Genomic DNA, 14,294 nt, shown 5'->3' on the forward strand with positions numbered 1-14,294 from the left:
CTGCGCGTCGCGTCACTGTGCATGACTCTGGGTGTTCCGTGATCGTCCGAGAGTGAGGAGCACCCATGCGACGCAGTATTGCCCGTGCCCTGATCGGGCCGCTGGTCCTGGCGGCCGCGGGAGCCGCGATACCGCTGGCAGGGGCCGCGCCAGTGGCCGCTGACAGCGTTGTCATCGGCGGATTCCCCGTCGATGTCTCGCAGAGCCCGTGGACCGTGGCGCTCTCCAGCCGTGCCCGGTTCGGAGGCACCCGAGCGGGGCAGTTCTGCGGGGGCGTGGCCATCGGCCGCACCGCGGTGCTCACCGCGGCCCACTGTCTTTCCAAGGAGGCCGTGGGCGTGCCGCCGGCGCCGGATCTGAAGGTGATCACGGGTCGCACTGATCTGCTCTCCGATCAGGGCAAGGAGGTCCCCGTGCGTTCCATCTGGGTCAATCCGCACTACGACCGCACCACCAATGCCGGTGACTTCGCCGTGGTCACTCTTGCCGAGCCCTTGCCGGAGAACGCCGTCATCCCCATGGCTGCCGCAGGCGACCCGGCCTATACGCCGGGCACGAGCGCCACGGTTTACGGATGGGGGGACACCACGGGTGCCGCCGCCTATGCGCACAGCCTGTACGGGGCGCCTGTGCATGTCCTGAAGGACGCTGAGTGCCAGCAGGCCTATCCGGGCGGCGGTGAGGGCACGTACCAGCCCCAGAGCATGCTGTGCGCGGGAGAGACCACTGGGGGCCATGACGCGTGCCAGGGGGACAGCGGAGGCCCGCTGGTCGCGCAGGGGCGGCTGATCGGGCTTGTGTCCTGGGGCAGCGGCTGCGGTCGCGCCGGGAGCCCCGGTGTGTACACGCGGGTGTCCGAGGTGGTCCGGGCGCTGGGCCGGACCGGCAGAAAGGCGCCGCATCCGTCGCCCGGCGAGTCCTGACCTGCGTGGCGGGTCACGAGGACGGGCGGTCGCTCCTGGGTGCCAGGGGCGACCGCCCGTTCGCCGGCCTGCGCCGGCTCGCTCGTCGGGCGGGAGGTCAGCGCTCTTATTCGGAGGCGTTCGCCGGAACGGAGGTCAGGCGCTCGGTCTCGTCCTGTATCTCAGCGGCGATCTTCTTGAGTTCTGGCTCGAACTTGCGACCGTGGTGGGCGCAGAAGAGCAGTTCTCCGCCGCTCAGCAGGACGACGCGCAGGTATGCCTGGGCGCCGCAGCGGTCGCAGCGATCAGCGGCCGTCAGTGGGCTCGCGGGGGTCAGAACAGTAGTCACGTCGCCTCTTCTCTAGCTCGACGAGCTGTCGTACCAGGGTCAACATCCAACCAGCCCCAAACGTTCCCGATCGTGGCTTTTCCTCGAAAAATCTTCTTCGGGGCGGCAGGCTGCTGCCGGTTTGGCGGCGAATGTGCCGTATTGCGTGTCTATGTGTCGTACGGGTTCGCGCTATCGGTCATGGTCGGTCCTCCCCGGCCGGGTTGCCGGTTGTTCATGAGGACGTGCCCGGAGCCTAAATGGTTCATGCCTCGAAGGGAACGTGATATGTGCTTCACTCGGATGAAGGATCGAACGTGTATGCGACCCTCTACTAGTCTGTGTTCCTGCCGAGGGTTGCGTTACAAGGGCTCTACCAGGCCTCGGTACCCTCTGAGCGGCTACCCAAGCCGTGCCCTTACCCAACGGGGCCCCATCTGAAATTCAGCGAGGAGCGAACCGCGTGACCGCCGAGACGTCCGTGCCGTCCACAGCGCTGCTGGCAGGAGCAGACCGTGACGGTTCCAACTACACCGCTCGGCATCTGCTCGTCCTCGAGGGGCTCGAAGCCGTGCGCAAGCGCCCGGGCATGTACATCGGGTCGACCGACAGCCGCGGCCTGATGCACTGCCTGTGGGAGATCATCGACAACTCCGTCGACGAGGCCCTGGGCGGTTACTGCGACCACATCGACGTCGTCCTGCACGACGACGGCTCGGTGGAGGTGCGGGACAACGGCCGCGGCATCCCGGTCGACGTCGAGCCCAAGACGGGTCTGTCCGGTGTCGAGGTCGTGATGACCAAGCTGCACGCCGGCGGAAAGTTCGGCGGCGGCTCGTACGCCGCCTCCGGCGGTCTGCACGGCGTCGGCGCCTCCGTGGTCAACGCCCTGTCCGCCCGGCTCGACGTGGAGGTGGACCGCGGGGGCCACACCCACGCCATCAGCTTCCGGCGCGGCGTGCCCGGCGCGTTCACGGCGGGCGGACCCGAGGCGAAGTTCGAGCCCGGGAGCGGTCTGCGCAAGGCCAGGAAGATCCCCAAGTCCCGCAGCGGCACCCGCGTGCGCTACTGGGCCGACCGCCAGATCTTCCTCAAGGACGCCAAGCTCGCCCTGGAGACCCTGCACCAGCGCGCCCGCCAGACGGCGTTCCTGGTGCCCGGGCTGACCATCGTCGTCCGCGACGAGTACGGCCTCGGCGAGGGCGGCAGCAAGGGCGAGGAGTCCTTCCGCTACGACGGAGGCATCAGCGAGTTCTGCGAGTACCTGGCGAGCGACAGGGCCGTCTGCGACGTCCTCCGCTTCACCGGACACGGGACCTTCAAGGAGACGGTCCCGGTCCTCGACGACCACGGCCAGATGACGCCCACCGAGGTCACCCGCGAGCTCGGCGTGGACGTCGCCCTGCGCTGGGGGACCGGCTACGACACCACCCTGCGGTCCTTCGTCAACATCATCGCCACCCCCAAGGGCGGCACGCACATGGCCGGCTTCGAGCAGGCCGTCGCCAGGACCATGAACGAGGTGCTGCGCGCCAAGAAGATGCTGCGCGTCGCCGAGGACGACATCGTCAAGGACGACGCCCTGGAGGGCCTCACCGCGGTCGTCACGGTCCGCCTGGCCGAGCCCCAGTTCGAGGGGCAGACCAAGGAGGTCCTCGGCACCTCGGCGGCCCGCCGCATCGTGAACAACGTCGTCACCAAGGAGCTCAAGGACTTCCTGACATCCACCAAGCGCGACGCCGCGCAGCAGGCGCGCGTGGTGCTGGAGAAGGCCGTCGCCGCGGCCCGCACACGTATCGCCGCCCGTCAGCACAAGGACGCGCAGCGCCGCAAGACGGCCCTGGAGTCCTCCTCACTGCCCGCGAAGCTGGCCGACTGCCGCAGCGACGACGTCGACCGCAGCGAGCTGTTCATCGTCGAGGGCGACTCCGCGCTCGGTACCGCGAAGCTGGCGCGGAACTCAGAGTTCCAGGCGCTGCTGCCGATCCGCGGCAAGATCCTCAACGTGCAGAAGTCGTCCGTCACCGACATGCTCAAGAACGCCGAGTGCGGCGCGATCATCCAGGTCATAGGAGCCGGATCCGGCCGGACCTTCGACATCGACGCGGCCCGCTACGGCAAGATCATCATGATGACCGACGCCGATGTGGACGGCTCCCACATCCGCACCCTGCTCCTGACGCTGTTCCACCGCTACATGCGCCCCATGGTCGAGGCGGGCCGGGTGTTCGCCGCGGTGCCGCCGCTGCACCGCATCGAGCTGATCCAGCCGAAGAGGGGCCAGGACAAGTACGTCTACACCTACTCGGACCGCGAGCTGCGCGACAAGCTGCTCGAGTTCCAGAGCAAGGGCGTGCGGTACAAGGACTCGATCCAGCGGTACAAGGGCCTCGGTGAGATGGACGCCGACCAGCTCGCCGAGACCACCATGGACCCGCGCCACCGCACCCTGCGCCGGATCAACCTCTCCGACCTGGAGGCCGCCGAGCAGGTCTTCGACCTCCTGATGGGCAACGACGTGGCCCCCCGCAAGGAGTTCATCGCGAGCTCCGCCGCGACCCTGGACCGCTCGCGCATCGACGCCTAGCGTCTTTCGTTCGGATCAGGCCGGATCAGGGAGCGGGGTCCGGTGATGGGGGTACCTCCCACGCCGTTCAGGCAGTGGGGGAGCATCGCAAGGCCGAGGAGGGCGGCAGGGCGGAGCCCTGCCGCCGGACGACAACGCGGCTGGGGTGCCCCCTGCTCGAAGCAGCTCGGGGGAGCGGTGCCGGATCCCGCGCACCCGGCATGATCCAAACGGCCCGTGCCGAGCGGGTTCTCCACCCTCGGGTGGAGATCGGCAGCGCGCGGTTTCCACCCGGGGTCCACCGCGGCTCCGATCAGCCGGACCGTGGATTTCCGTAGCGTCGAAGGCGTCGGCGGCACCAGGCTGCCGGCTTCCCCTTCCCGCTCACGGAGGCTCCTGATGTCCGGGCTCGTCAACGCGCTGTTGATCGGCGCCGTAGCCGCCCTGGTGATCAGCCGGCAGTTCCGCGCACGCCGGATCGACGCCGATCGCCGCTGGTGGGTCCTGCCCGCGATCCTGGCGTTCGTCGCCCTGCGGGAACCCGGCATGGTCGATGCCCACCACCGCGCCGAATCTCTTCGCCAAGACGGGCCTCAAGGGCCGGGCGCAGGCGGTGCGTTACGCCTATGCGAACGGACTGGCGCGCCCACCGGCGGGGTGAGTCACCTGATGGGGTGAAGACCGGGGGGAAGAGAAGTCAGGGTACTTCCGGTTCTGTCCATCCTTGGGCATGCAGTCAAGCAACGACCGCCTCCGCATCGGCGGGAGCGGTCCCGGGAACGCTCCCGGGACCGACGAAGGCCAGGCCCCGGCCGAGGACATCAGGTACCGCGACCCCTGGTACGACGCGCTGGCCTCCGGCTGGGGCGACGGCAACGGCACGGGAGCTCCCGCCGCACCGGCACCGGCGGCCCGCCGGGAGGGGCCGACCGGGCCGGGGGACGGAGCGGCGGCCGCGGCGTACCTCGAGGTGCAGCGCAGCGCGGCGTTCCAGGAAGTGCGCAGCCGGTACCGGAGGTTCGTGATGCCGGCGGTCGCCCTCTTCCTCGCCTGGTACGTGGGCTACGTCGTGACCGCGACGACCGCGCCGGGGTTCATGGCGCGGCCGGTGGCGGGCGCGGTGAACGTGGGGATGCTGGCGGGCCTCGGGCAGTTCCTCAGCACCTTCCTCCTCGCCTGGGCCTACGCCCGGCACGCACGGCTGCGCAGGGACCGTGCGGCGCTCGAACTGCGCTGGGACACCCAGGAACTGACGCGCGGCGTGCGCGGCGGTGCGTCGTGACCGGCGACCACCAGACCCTGGCGCTGGTGCTGTTCAGCGTGTTCGTGGCGGTCACCCTGGGGATCACCACCTGGGTGAGCCGCAACCGGCACGGATCGGCGGAGGAGTTCTACGCGGGCGGGCGGCTGTTCTCACCCATGGAGAACGGTTTCGCCGTCGCGGGCGACTACGCGTCGGCCGCCTCCTTCCTGGGCGTCCCCGGACTGATCGCCCTGTTCGGCTACGACGGCGTGCTGTACGTGGTGGGCTTCTTCGTGGCCTGGCTGGTCGTGCTCTTCCTCGTCGCCGAACTCGTGCGCAACTGCGGGCGGTTCACGCTCGCCGACGTGGTCGCGGCGCGGATGAGCGAGCGGCCGGCGCGGATCGCGGCGGGAACCTCCTCGGTCACCGTGTCCGTGCTGTATCTGGTGGCGCAGATGGTGGGCGCGGGCAGCCTGGTGGCGCTGCTCCTGGGCCGGACCGGTGCGGGGGTGCAGGCCTGGACCGTGATCGGCGTCGGCGCGCTGATGGTGATCTACGTGTCGTTGGGAGGGATGCGGGCCACCACCTGGATCCAGATCGTCAAGGCGGCCCTGATGCTGGGCGGCACCGTCGTGCTGACCGTGCTGGTCCTGGTCAGGTTCCACGGCGACATCGACCGGCTGCTGCTCACCGCGGCCGAGCGCAGCGGCCACGGGGACGCCTTCCTGGTGCCCGGACTGAAGTACGGCGGCGACCTGACCTCGCGCCTGGACTTCATCAGCCTCGGACTGGCGCTGGTGCTCGGCACGGCGGGCCTGCCGCACATCCTGTCCCGCTTCTACACCGTGCCGACCGCGCGGGCCGCCCGGCGCTCGGTGATCTGGTCCATCGGGCTGATCGGCGGCTTCTACCTGATGGCGATCGTCCTCGGCTTCGGCGCGGCCGCGATCGTCGGTCCTGACGCCCTGCGCGGGTCCAACGCGGCCGGGAACACGGCGGTTCCGCTGCTGGCCCTCGACCTCGGCGGCGGCGCCGACTCCACGGCGGGGACGGTCCTGTTCGCGGTGGTGGCCGCGGTCGCCTTCGCCACGATCCTCGCGGTGGTCGCCGGGATCACGCTCGCCTCCTCCGCGTCGGTGGCCCACGACCTGTACGCGTCGCTGCGGCGCCGCGGTACCCGGCAGCGCAGCGAGGTGGCCGTGGCGCGCGTCGCCGCGGTCGGCATCGGCGTGGTCGCGATCGCCCTCGGCCTGCTCGCCCGCAACCTCAACGTGGCCTTCCTGGTGGGTCTCGCGTTCGCCGTCGCCGCCTCGGCGAACCTTCCGGTGCTGCTCTACTCCCTGTTCTGGCGCGGCTTCACGACCCGCGGCGCGGTGTGGTCCGTGTACGGCGGGCTGGTTCCCGCGCTCGGGCTCGTCGTGCTCTCCCCGGTGGTCTCCGGCAGCCCCGACGCGCTGTTCCCCGGCGTCGACTTCCAGTTCTTCCCGCTGGAGAACCCCGGCATCGTCTCCGTCCCGCTGGGATTCCTCGCCGGCTGGCTGGGCACCGTCACCTCCCGTGAGGCCCCGGACGAGGCCAAGCACGCCGAGACGGAGGTGCGGTCGCTGACGGGGGCTGGGGCCGTGTAGCGGCGCCCGGGTAACGCCGTGGGTGCGGCCTAGGGTGCCACCCAGGCGTAGCGGTGCTCGGGCCGTCCCGTGTCGCCGTACTTCAGGGACAGGCGCAGGCGTCCGGCCTGTTCCAGGTGGCGCAGATAGCGCTGGGCGGTGGAGCGGCTCAGGCCGGTGCGGGTGGCCACCTCGTGGGCGGACAGGGGCTGGTCGGCGCGGTGCAGGACACCGCAGATGAGGTCCGTCGTCGGCTCCGAGTGCCCGCCGGGTGGGCCCGGGGACGCGGGCGCGGGCGCGGTGCGCAGGGCGCCGAAGATCCGGTCCACCTGCTCCTGCCCGGTGACGCCGCGCCCGACACGGTCGACGGTGCGGCGCAGGGCGGCGTAGGACTCCAGGCGGGTGCGCAGCGCGGCGAAGGTGAACGGTTTGACCAGGTAGTGCAGCGCGCCCAGGCGCATCGCCTGCTGGACGGTCGCCACGTCGCCGGCTGCCGTGATCATGATGACGTCGGTGCCGATGCCCTGTTCCCGCATGCGGTGGACGAGTTCCAGACCCGTGCGGTCGGGTAGGTAGTGGTCGAGCAGGACCAGGTCGATGCCCCCGCGCTGCACGGTGGACAGGGCCTGCGCGGCACTGTGCGCGCGGGCGGCCACCCGGAAACCGGGAACCTTTTCCACGTACTTGGCGTTGATCTCGGCGACACGGAAGTCGTCGTCGACCACCAGGACGTCAATCATCGGGCCTCTTTCCCTCAAGGCCAGGCGGGCATTGAGCTGTTGTTCGGCTCCGTTGTTGTAGCGTGAGCAAAACGAGCACAACAGGTGGTTGCGAGCAAAAGAACGGCTTGCGCTCAGAAGACTGCTGCTGTGGCCGGGGCCACGTCTACCGTCCCGGGCCATGAGCGCAGACACCAGCCCCGTCATCGAACTACGGGGCGCGAGCAAAACGTTCAGGACCCCGTCCGGGGGCCTGCACACGGCCGTCAGGGACCTCGACCTCACCGTGCGGCGCGGCGAGTTCGTGGCCGTGGTCGGCCCCACCGGCTGCGGCAAGTCGACCACCCTGACCCTGGTCAGCGGGCTGGAGGAGCCCACCGAGGGTGATGTGCTGGTGGCCGGCGAGCCGGTGCAGGGCGTCGGCGGCAAGGTCGGCTTCGTCTTCCAGCAGGACGCCACCTTCCCCTGGCGCTCGGTGCTGTCCAACGTGATGGCCGGGCCGCGGTTCCGCGGTGTGCCGAAGGCCGAGGCGAAGGAGAAGGCCCGCGCCTGGCTGGCCAGGGTCGGACTCGCCGCCTTCGAGGACCGCTACCCGCACCAGCTCTCCGGTGGTCAGCGCAAGCGCGTCGCTCTCGCCGCCACCTTCGTCAACGACCCCGAGATCCTGCTGATGGACGAGCCGTTCTCGGCGCTCGACGTGCAGACCCGGGCGCTGATGTCGGACGAGCTCCTGGAGCTGTGGGAGGGCACGGGCGCCTCGGTCGTCTTCGTCACCCACGACCTCGAGGAGGCCATCTCCCTGGCCGACAAGGTCGTCGTCATGACCGCCGGCCCCGCCACGGTGAAGCAGGTCTTCGACATCGGCCTGCCGCGGCCGCGCAAGGTCGAGCAGGTGCGCCTGCAGCCGGAGTTCATCGAGATCTACCGCGAGATCTGGGAGTCGCTCGGCGAAGAGGTCCGCATCACCCGTGAAAGAGGTGCCGCCCATGTCGCCTGAGGTTCTCAGCACCCCGGTCGTCGACACGGCCAAGACGGGCGTCCGCGCCCACTCCCGGGCCCGCGCCGCCCGCAAGCGCAGGGCACTCGTCATGTCCGGCCGCGTCCTGCTGCTGGTGGGCGTGCTCGGCCTGTGGGAGGTGCTCTCCCGGGCCAAGGTCATCGACCCGTTCAACTTCTCCATGCCCTCGAAGATCTGGGACCAGATCTGGACCTGGACCATGCACGGCACCGCGCAGGGCTCACTGGGCGAGCAGATCTGGTACACGCTCTACGAGGCCCTGATCGGCTGGGTGTTCGGCGTGGTGGTCGGTGTCGTCCTCGGTATCGCGCTCGGACGCATCACGTTCCTCGCCGATGTCCTCGGCCCCTACATCAAGGTGCTCAACTCCCTCCCGAGGATCGTCCTGGCCCCGATCTTCGTGATCTGGTTCGGGCTCGGACCGCTCTCCAAGATCGCCTCGGCCGTGGTCCTCGTGTTCTTCCCGGTGTTCTTCAACGCCTTCCAGGGGGCCCGCGAGGTCGACCGCAACCTGGTCGCCAACGCGCGGATCCTGGGCGCCAGCGACCGCCGGGTGACCCTCCAGGTGGTCATCCCCTCCGCCACCTCCTGGATCTTCACCAGCCTGCACGTCAGCTTCGGTTTCGCCCTCATCGGCGCCATCGTCGGCGAGTACATCGGCGCCACCAAGGGCATCGGCCTGCTCGTCGCGACGTCCCAGGGCACCTTCAACGCGGCCGGTGTGTACGCCGCGATGGTCATCCTCGCCGCGGTCGCGCTCGTCGCCGAGGGACTGCTCACCTTCGCCGAGCGCCGCATCTTCCGCTGGAAGCCGGCGGGCTCCGGGGACTGACGCCCGCCGCCGCACCGGCTCCCCTCCCAGAACCCCCCGCTCCCCGTACCGCCTTCTTTTCTCACAAGGACGTGACCCTCATGCGCAAGAGCACCAGATTCACCGCCTCGGCCGCCGCCGGCCTGCTCGCCCTGTCCTCCCTCACGGCCTGCGCCAACGAGGCGGCGAGCGACACCGGCAGCAGCGGGGGCGGCAAGGGAGAGAAAGTCAAGATCATGGTGGGCGGCCTGGACAAGGTCATCTACCTGCCCGCGATGCTCACCCAGCGACTCGGCTACTTCACCGAGGAGGGCCTCAACGTCGAGCTGCTGAGCGAGCCCGCCGGTGTCCAGGCCGAGACCGCGCTCATCTCCGGCCAGGTCCAGGGCGCCGTCGGCTTCTACGACCACACCCTGGACCTCCAGACCAAGGAGAAGTACGTCGAGTCCGTGGTGCAGTTCTCGCACGCGCCCGGCGAGGTGGAGGTCGTCTCCAACAAGGCGGCGGACAAGATCACTTCCCCGAAGGACTTCAAGGGCAAGAAGCTCGGCGTCACCGGCCTCGGCTCCTCGACCGACTTCCTCACCAAGTACCTGGCGGTCAAGAACGGTGTGAAGGTCAGCGAGTTCAGCCCGGTCGCCGTCGGCGCGGGACCGACCTTCATCTCCGCGCTCGAGCAGGGCGCCATCGACGGCGGTATGACGACGGACCCGACCGTCGCCACGATCCTGGACAAGAAGGCGGGCAAGGTCCTCATCGACATGCGGACGCCCGAGGGGTCGCAGGAGGCGCTCGGCGGCCCGTACCCGTCGTCCAGCCTGTACATGCAGACGGACTGGGTCAACAGCCACAAGGAGACCGTCCAGAAGCTGGCCAACGCGTTCGTCAGGACGCTCAAGTGGATGTCCACCCACAGCGCCGACGAGATCGCCGCCAAGATGCCCGCCGACTACTCCCAGGGCAACAAGACGTTGTACGCGGAGGCGATCAAGAGCACGCTGCCGATGTTCACCAACGACGGCGTGATGCCTCAGAACGGCCCCGAGACCGTCGAGAAGGTGCTCAAGGCGTTCAACCCCAATATCCAGAAGCACGACGTGGACCTGAGCAAGACCTACACCACCGAGTTCGTTGAGAAGGCCAAGGGCTGACATCCGTATGCAAGGGGGCCACGGCCTTCCCCTCCCCCCGAGCCGTGGCCTCAGGCGCGGGCCGCCCACACGTAACGGTGTTCAGGGCGGCCCGCGCCGCCGTACTTCAGCGTCAGCCGGACCCGTCCGGTGCGCTCGAGGAACTTGAGGCAGCGCTGGGCGGTCTGCCGGCTCACCCCGGTCCGCTCGGCGACCTCGTGGGCCGACAGCGGCCCGGCGGCCCCCATCAGGGTCCGGCGGACGAGTTCGACGGTCGCGGGGGAGTGGCCCTTGGGAAGCGTGGGCTCCGGCGGCGCCGACAGCGCCCCGAAGAGCCGGTCGACCTCGGCCTGTTCTGCCTCCCCGCCGCCGTCCAGGGTGCGGCGCAGCGTGGCGTACGCCTCCAGTCTGGACCGCAGCCCGGCGAAGGTGAACGGCTTGATCAGGTACTGCAGCGCACCGTGCCGCATCGCCGCCTGCACCGTCGACACGTCACGGGCCGCCGTCACCATGATCACGTCGGTCCGCAGGCCGCGGCTGCGCATCTCCCGCACGACCGAAAGACCTGTGTCGTCGGGCAGGCAGTGGTCCATGAGCACCAGGTCGAGCCGCGGCAGCGCCTCCAGCCGGTGCAGGGCGTCGGCGGCGGTGTGCGCCGCACCGGCGACGCGGAAGCCCGGCACCTTCTCCACGTAGGCGGCGTTGACCTGCGCCACCCGGACGTCGTCGTCCACGACCAGGACCTCGATCACCGCTCCTCCTCGCCCGTCCCGGCGGCGGCGCCGAGCGCGGCCGCCGGCACCGGCTCCGCCTCGGCGAGCGCCTCGGGCAGTACGACCGTGAACTCCGCGCCGCCGCCGGGCGCCTCGCCCACCGTGACGGTTCCGCCCTGCCGCTCGGCGAGCCTGCGCACCAGGGACAGACCTATACCGCGCCTGCCGTGCGCCGGCGGCTGCTTGGTGGACCACCCCTCCGTGAAGATCAGGTCGCGCCGGCCCGCCGGGACTCCGGGTCCGCTGTCGCGCACCCGGAGCACGGCGGTGCGTCCCGCCGCGCGCAGTTCGACCTCCACACGCGCGTGCGGTGTCGCCGCGACCGCGTCCAGCGCGTTGTCGACCAGGTTGCCGACGATCGTCACCAGGCCCCTGGGGTCGACGAGCCGGTCCGGCAGGTGCGTGCGATCCGACAGCCACAGGGCGACCCCGCGCTCGGTGGCGACGGTCGCCTTGCCGACCAGCAGGGCGGCGAGCAGTGGGTCCTGGATCTTCTCGGTGACCTGCTCGGCGGTGGCCCGGTGGTCGCCGACCACCTCTCCGACGAACTCCACGGCGTCGTCATACATCTCCAGTTCGAGCAGCCCGAGCAGGGTGTGCATGCGGTTGGCGTGCTCGTGGTCCTGGGCGCGCAGGGCGTCGATCAGGCCGCGCGTCGAGTCCAGTTCCCGGCCCAGCTCCTCCAGTTCGGTGCGGTCGCGCAGGGTGGCGACGGCGCCCCCGTCGTCGGTCGGCATCCGGTTGGCGACCAGGACGCGCTGCCCGCGCACGGTGAGCAGGTCCGTGCCGGTCACCCGCCCGGCCAGGACGTCGGTCGTACGGCCGTCCCCGAGCGCCTCGTCGAGCGACCGGCCCACCGCCTCCTCGCCAAGGTCGAGCAGCCGCTGCGCCTCGTCGTTGAGCAGCCGGATCCGCCCGCCGCGGTCCAGCGCCACGACGCCCTCCCGGATGCCGTGCAGCATGGCCTCGCGTTCGGCGAGCAGGGCCGCGATGTCCGAGAAGGCCAGGTCCCTCGTCTGCCGCTGGACCCGCCGGGAGACCAGCCACGCGGCCAGCGCGCCCACGGCCAGGGCGCCGCCGGCGTAGGCGAACAGGCCCGGGATGGCGTCGATCAGCTTGCCCCGCACGCTGTCGTAGGCGATGCCGACCGAGACCGCGCCCACGATGCGGTGGCCGGCGTCGTACAGGGGCACCTTGCCGCGTGCCGAGCGCCCCAGCGTGCCGGTGTCGATCTCCATGACTTTCCGGCCGGCCAGGACCGACGTCGCACTCGTCGACACATGCCGACCGATCTCCTTCGGATCCGTGTGCGACCAGCGCGTGCCCCGCCGGTCCATCACGACGATGTACTCGGCGCCGGTCGCCTTCCGGATCCGCTCCGCCTCCTGCTGCACGGGGCCGTCGACGGTCGGGACGGTGTGCTGGAGGTCCTGTGCGATCTGCCGGTTCTCGGCCGTGGTCTCGGCGATGGCGAGGGCGCGGCGCATCGCCTGCTCGTCCAGTTGGTGGCTCAGCGGCGCGAGGAACAGGCCCGTCGCGAGCACGGCGACACCGGCGGCGATCGCCAACTGCATCAGCAGCACCTGTGAGAAGACACGTCGCGGCAGACCCAGCCGCCGACGGCGGGCGGGAGGAGTGGCGCTCATGGCCATGACAGTACGTCGGGACACGGGTGCTGTTCCCGGGCTCTTCCCCTGGTGTGGCACGGATCTCTCACCCCACCGCACTGCCCTGCGACCCCGCAGCACGGTTGCCCTGCCGCCCCACCGAGCCGACGCGCCGCCGAGCGGCTGGCTCGCTCCGCCGTCCCGCCGCCCTGCCTCGCCCCCCTGGTGCCGTGCCGTCGGGCCCCCGTTGTTCGCCGTGGTGCCGCGCCGCTGCCTCGCTGCTCCACCGCCGCGCCGTTGTATCGCTCCGTCGGCTGCCGCCACCCGGGCTTGCCGTGGCGCCGCCGTGCGGCTGCCTCGCTGTCCCGCCGTGTCGACGGCGTGCTCGCCGTGCCGCCGTCCCGACGCGCCGTGGTGCCGCCCCCCCCCGCCGTGGCGCCCCGTCGAGCTGCCGTGCAGTCGCCTCGCGGTGCCGCCGCCGTCCAGACGCCCGCCGCCCCGTTGAGCCCTCGCGTCGCCCCCGTGACGTGCCGCCGGTCCGTGGGTAGTCAGGGGTCGGCCGCCGGGCGGTGAGCGTCAGACGACCGGCCTCGTGGTCGCCAGTTCGTGGACGGCGGTCACCTCCATGCGGGTCGGTCCGCCCAGCACCGACGCTCCACAGCTTTCCGGGCGGGGTGGCAGGGCGGCCCCCTGGGTCGCGGTCACGTGCCAGCGGCGTCCGTCGGTGTGGGCGACGGTGACCTCCCAGCGCGGCGCCGATCCGTCGGCGGGCACCTCATCGGTGCGTAGGACGCTCAGCGCGTCCGCGCGGTACTCGCGCGCCGTCTCCCGCACCGCGAGTTCCGCGGCCTGTCCGGGCCGTTCCCAGGCCGTACGGCCCCGGCAGCCGTCGAGAACCATCCGGCCCTCGCTGACACGGTGCAGGATCTCCTTGACGGCGTGGGCCTCGGCCCGGCCGTAGGCGTATCCGAACGGCAGCACGAGCAGGGTCGGCGAGAAGCGGTGGCCGCCGAGGTGCGTGACCTCCCAGACGTCCTGCACCCCGGAGGCGGCGAGCTCGGCCGCGAGCGGGCGGCCGAGCAGGGCGCAGCACTGGTCCCGCTTTCCGTTGGTGCACACCAGCGCGAGCGGATCACCTGTGTGCGGCCCGCCCTGGAGCGCGGCGTCGAAGGTGTGGTGGTCACCCTTGCCCAGCGCGGCGAAGTCGAGGGCCAGCAGGCGCTCCGGGTCGGCGGTCATGGCGCTGTGCAGCCATACGTTTCCCGGGACCGTATGGGCCGCGTACACATGCCGTACGGACTGGGTGCGACGGTCGGCGTGCCGCCCCGGACGGCGGATGAGCGCGATCCGAACGCCGGTGTCCCGCGCCGCGCGCTCCAGCGCACGTCCGAGCGCGGGGTCCAGGTGACTCGAAGTGAGTGCCTTGGCACCCCAGGGGCCGGGCTGTTCCAGCAATAGCCATGTCGTCGCCATGGCCGCGGTGGCGGCCATCGGCTCGTCGAGCTGCCGGGAGGCGGTCGAGCACGTACTCACACAGGTGAGCCTAACCTGACTCGGGCCCGATCTACTTCCAGCCGACGGGTGATCTTT

The 14,294-nt window shown here is 70.8% G+C and carries 12 protein-coding genes and 2 pseudogenes; 9 read left to right on the plus strand and 5 right to left on the minus strand.

Going from position 1 to position 14,294, the window contains the following annotated elements; all coding sequences use genetic code 11:
* Nucleotides 1–65 precede the first annotated feature (65 nt).
* Entirely contained in the window at nt 66–923 is an 858-nt protein-coding gene (locus tag ACF09J_RS33890) for a serine protease (RefSeq protein ID WP_392309308.1), read from the plus strand.
* Between the two features lie 106 nt (nt 924–1,029).
* Here ACF09J_RS33890 and ACF09J_RS33895 read toward each other — a convergent pair whose 3' ends face one another.
* Entirely contained in the window at nt 1,030–1,251 is a 222-nt protein-coding gene (locus ACF09J_RS33895; RefSeq protein ID WP_392309309.1) for a hypothetical protein, read from the minus strand.
* Nucleotides 1,252–1,693: 442 nt separating this feature from the next.
* Here ACF09J_RS33895 and ACF09J_RS33900 point away from each other — a divergent pair, with 442 nt between their 5' ends.
* The 5 genes and pseudogenes from ACF09J_RS33900 to ACF09J_RS33920 all read left to right on the plus strand — a co-directional run bounded on the left by ACF09J_RS33900 (nt 1,694) and on the right by ACF09J_RS33920 (nt 6,667).
* A complete protein-coding gene (locus ACF09J_RS33900; protein WP_392309310.1) occupies nt 1,694–3,817 on the plus strand; it encodes a type IIA DNA topoisomerase subunit B in 2,124 nt (707 codons plus the stop codon).
* A gap of 378 nt (nt 3,818–4,195) precedes the next feature.
* A pseudogene (locus ACF09J_RS33905) lies at nt 4,196–4,372 on the plus strand (DUF1453 domain-containing protein); the annotation flags it as partial.
* A pseudogene (locus tag ACF09J_RS33910) lies at nt 4,362–4,457 on the plus strand (DNA-binding response regulator); the annotation flags it as partial. The pseudogenes ACF09J_RS33905 and ACF09J_RS33910, both read left to right, overlap by 11 nt.
* A 69-nt stretch (nt 4,458–4,526) precedes the next feature.
* Nucleotides 4,527–5,078 (plus strand): DUF485 domain-containing protein, encoded by a 552-nt coding sequence (locus ACF09J_RS33915; RefSeq protein ID WP_392309311.1) that lies wholly within the window; start codon nt 4,527–4,529, stop codon nt 5,076–5,078.
* The gene (locus ACF09J_RS33920) at nt 5,075–6,667 is read left to right on the plus strand and encodes a cation acetate symporter (RefSeq protein WP_392309312.1); all 1,593 of its coding nucleotides are present in this window, start codon (nt 5,075–5,077) and stop codon (nt 6,665–6,667) included. The genes ACF09J_RS33915 and ACF09J_RS33920 overlap by 4 nt, the downstream gene beginning before the upstream one ends.
* 29 nt (nt 6,668–6,696) lie before the next feature.
* Here ACF09J_RS33920 and ACF09J_RS33925 read toward each other — a convergent pair whose 3' ends face one another.
* The gene (locus ACF09J_RS33925; RefSeq protein WP_392309313.1) at nt 6,697–7,386 is read right to left on the minus strand and encodes a response regulator; all 690 of its coding nucleotides are present in this window, start codon (nt 7,384–7,386) and stop codon (nt 6,697–6,699) included.
* A 160-nt stretch (nt 7,387–7,546) separates the two neighbouring features.
* On the opposite strand from ACF09J_RS33925, the gene ACF09J_RS33930 reads away from it, so the two are divergent.
* The 3 genes from ACF09J_RS33930 to ACF09J_RS33940 all read left to right on the plus strand — a co-directional run bounded on the left by ACF09J_RS33930 (nt 7,547) and on the right by ACF09J_RS33940 (nt 10,345).
* Entirely contained in the window at nt 7,547–8,362 is an 816-nt protein-coding gene (locus ACF09J_RS33930; protein WP_392309314.1) for an ABC transporter ATP-binding protein, read from the plus strand.
* Entirely contained in the window at nt 8,352–9,215 is an 864-nt protein-coding gene (locus ACF09J_RS33935) for an ABC transporter permease (protein ID WP_392309315.1), read from the plus strand. Before ACF09J_RS33930 ends, ACF09J_RS33935 begins: the two co-directional genes overlap by 11 nt.
* An 80-nt stretch (nt 9,216–9,295) precedes the next feature.
* Entirely contained in the window at nt 9,296–10,345 is a 1,050-nt protein-coding gene (locus ACF09J_RS33940) for an ABC transporter substrate-binding protein (RefSeq protein ID WP_392309316.1), read from the plus strand.
* Between the two features lie 50 nt (nt 10,346–10,395).
* On the opposite strand, the gene ACF09J_RS33945 is transcribed toward ACF09J_RS33940, so the two are convergent.
* The 3 genes from ACF09J_RS33945 to ACF09J_RS33955 all read right to left on the minus strand — a co-directional run bounded on the left by ACF09J_RS33945 (nt 10,396) and on the right by ACF09J_RS33955 (nt 14,237).
* A complete protein-coding gene (locus ACF09J_RS33945) occupies nt 10,396–11,076 on the minus strand; it encodes a response regulator (protein WP_392309317.1) in 681 nt (226 codons plus the stop codon).
* On the minus strand, nt 11,073–12,743 hold the full coding sequence (locus tag ACF09J_RS33950) for an ATP-binding protein (protein WP_392309318.1): 1,671 nt from the start codon (nt 12,741–12,743) through the stop codon (nt 11,073–11,075). Before ACF09J_RS33950 ends, ACF09J_RS33945 begins: the two co-directional genes overlap by 4 nt.
* Before the next feature lie 537 nt (nt 12,744–13,280).
* Nucleotides 13,281–14,237, minus strand: coding sequence for a sucrase ferredoxin (locus tag ACF09J_RS33955; RefSeq protein WP_392309319.1), 957 nt, complete (start codon nt 14,235–14,237; stop codon nt 13,281–13,283).
* Between the last annotated feature and the right edge of the window lie 57 nt (nt 14,238–14,294).

This window comes from Streptomyces sp. NPDC014889, assembly GCF_043081205.1.
Lineage (GTDB): Bacteria > Actinomycetota > Actinomycetes > Streptomycetales > Streptomycetaceae > Streptomyces.

Coding starts and splice junctions, on each gene's coding strand:
- ACF09J_RS33940 (WP_392309316.1), top strand. CDS start 9,296: ATGCGCAAGAGCACCAGATTCACCGCCTCGGCCGCCGCCGGCCTGCTC.
- ACF09J_RS33890 (WP_392309308.1), top strand. CDS start 66: ATGCGACGCAGTATTGCCCGTGCCCTGATCGGGCCGCTGGTCCTGGCG.
- ACF09J_RS33925 (WP_392309313.1), bottom strand. CDS start 7,386: ATGATTGACGTCCTGGTGGTCGACGACGACTTCCGTGTCGCCGAGATC.
- ACF09J_RS33930 (WP_392309314.1), top strand. CDS start 7,547: ATGAGCGCAGACACCAGCCCCGTCATCGAACTACGGGGCGCGAGCAAA.
- ACF09J_RS33915 (WP_392309311.1), top strand. CDS start 4,527: ATGCAGTCAAGCAACGACCGCCTCCGCATCGGCGGGAGCGGTCCCGGG.
- ACF09J_RS33950 (WP_392309318.1), bottom strand. CDS start 12,743: ATGAGCGCCACTCCTCCCGCCCGCCGTCGGCGGCTGGGTCTGCCGCGA.
- ACF09J_RS33935 (WP_392309315.1), top strand. CDS start 8,352: ATGTCGCCTGAGGTTCTCAGCACCCCGGTCGTCGACACGGCCAAGACG.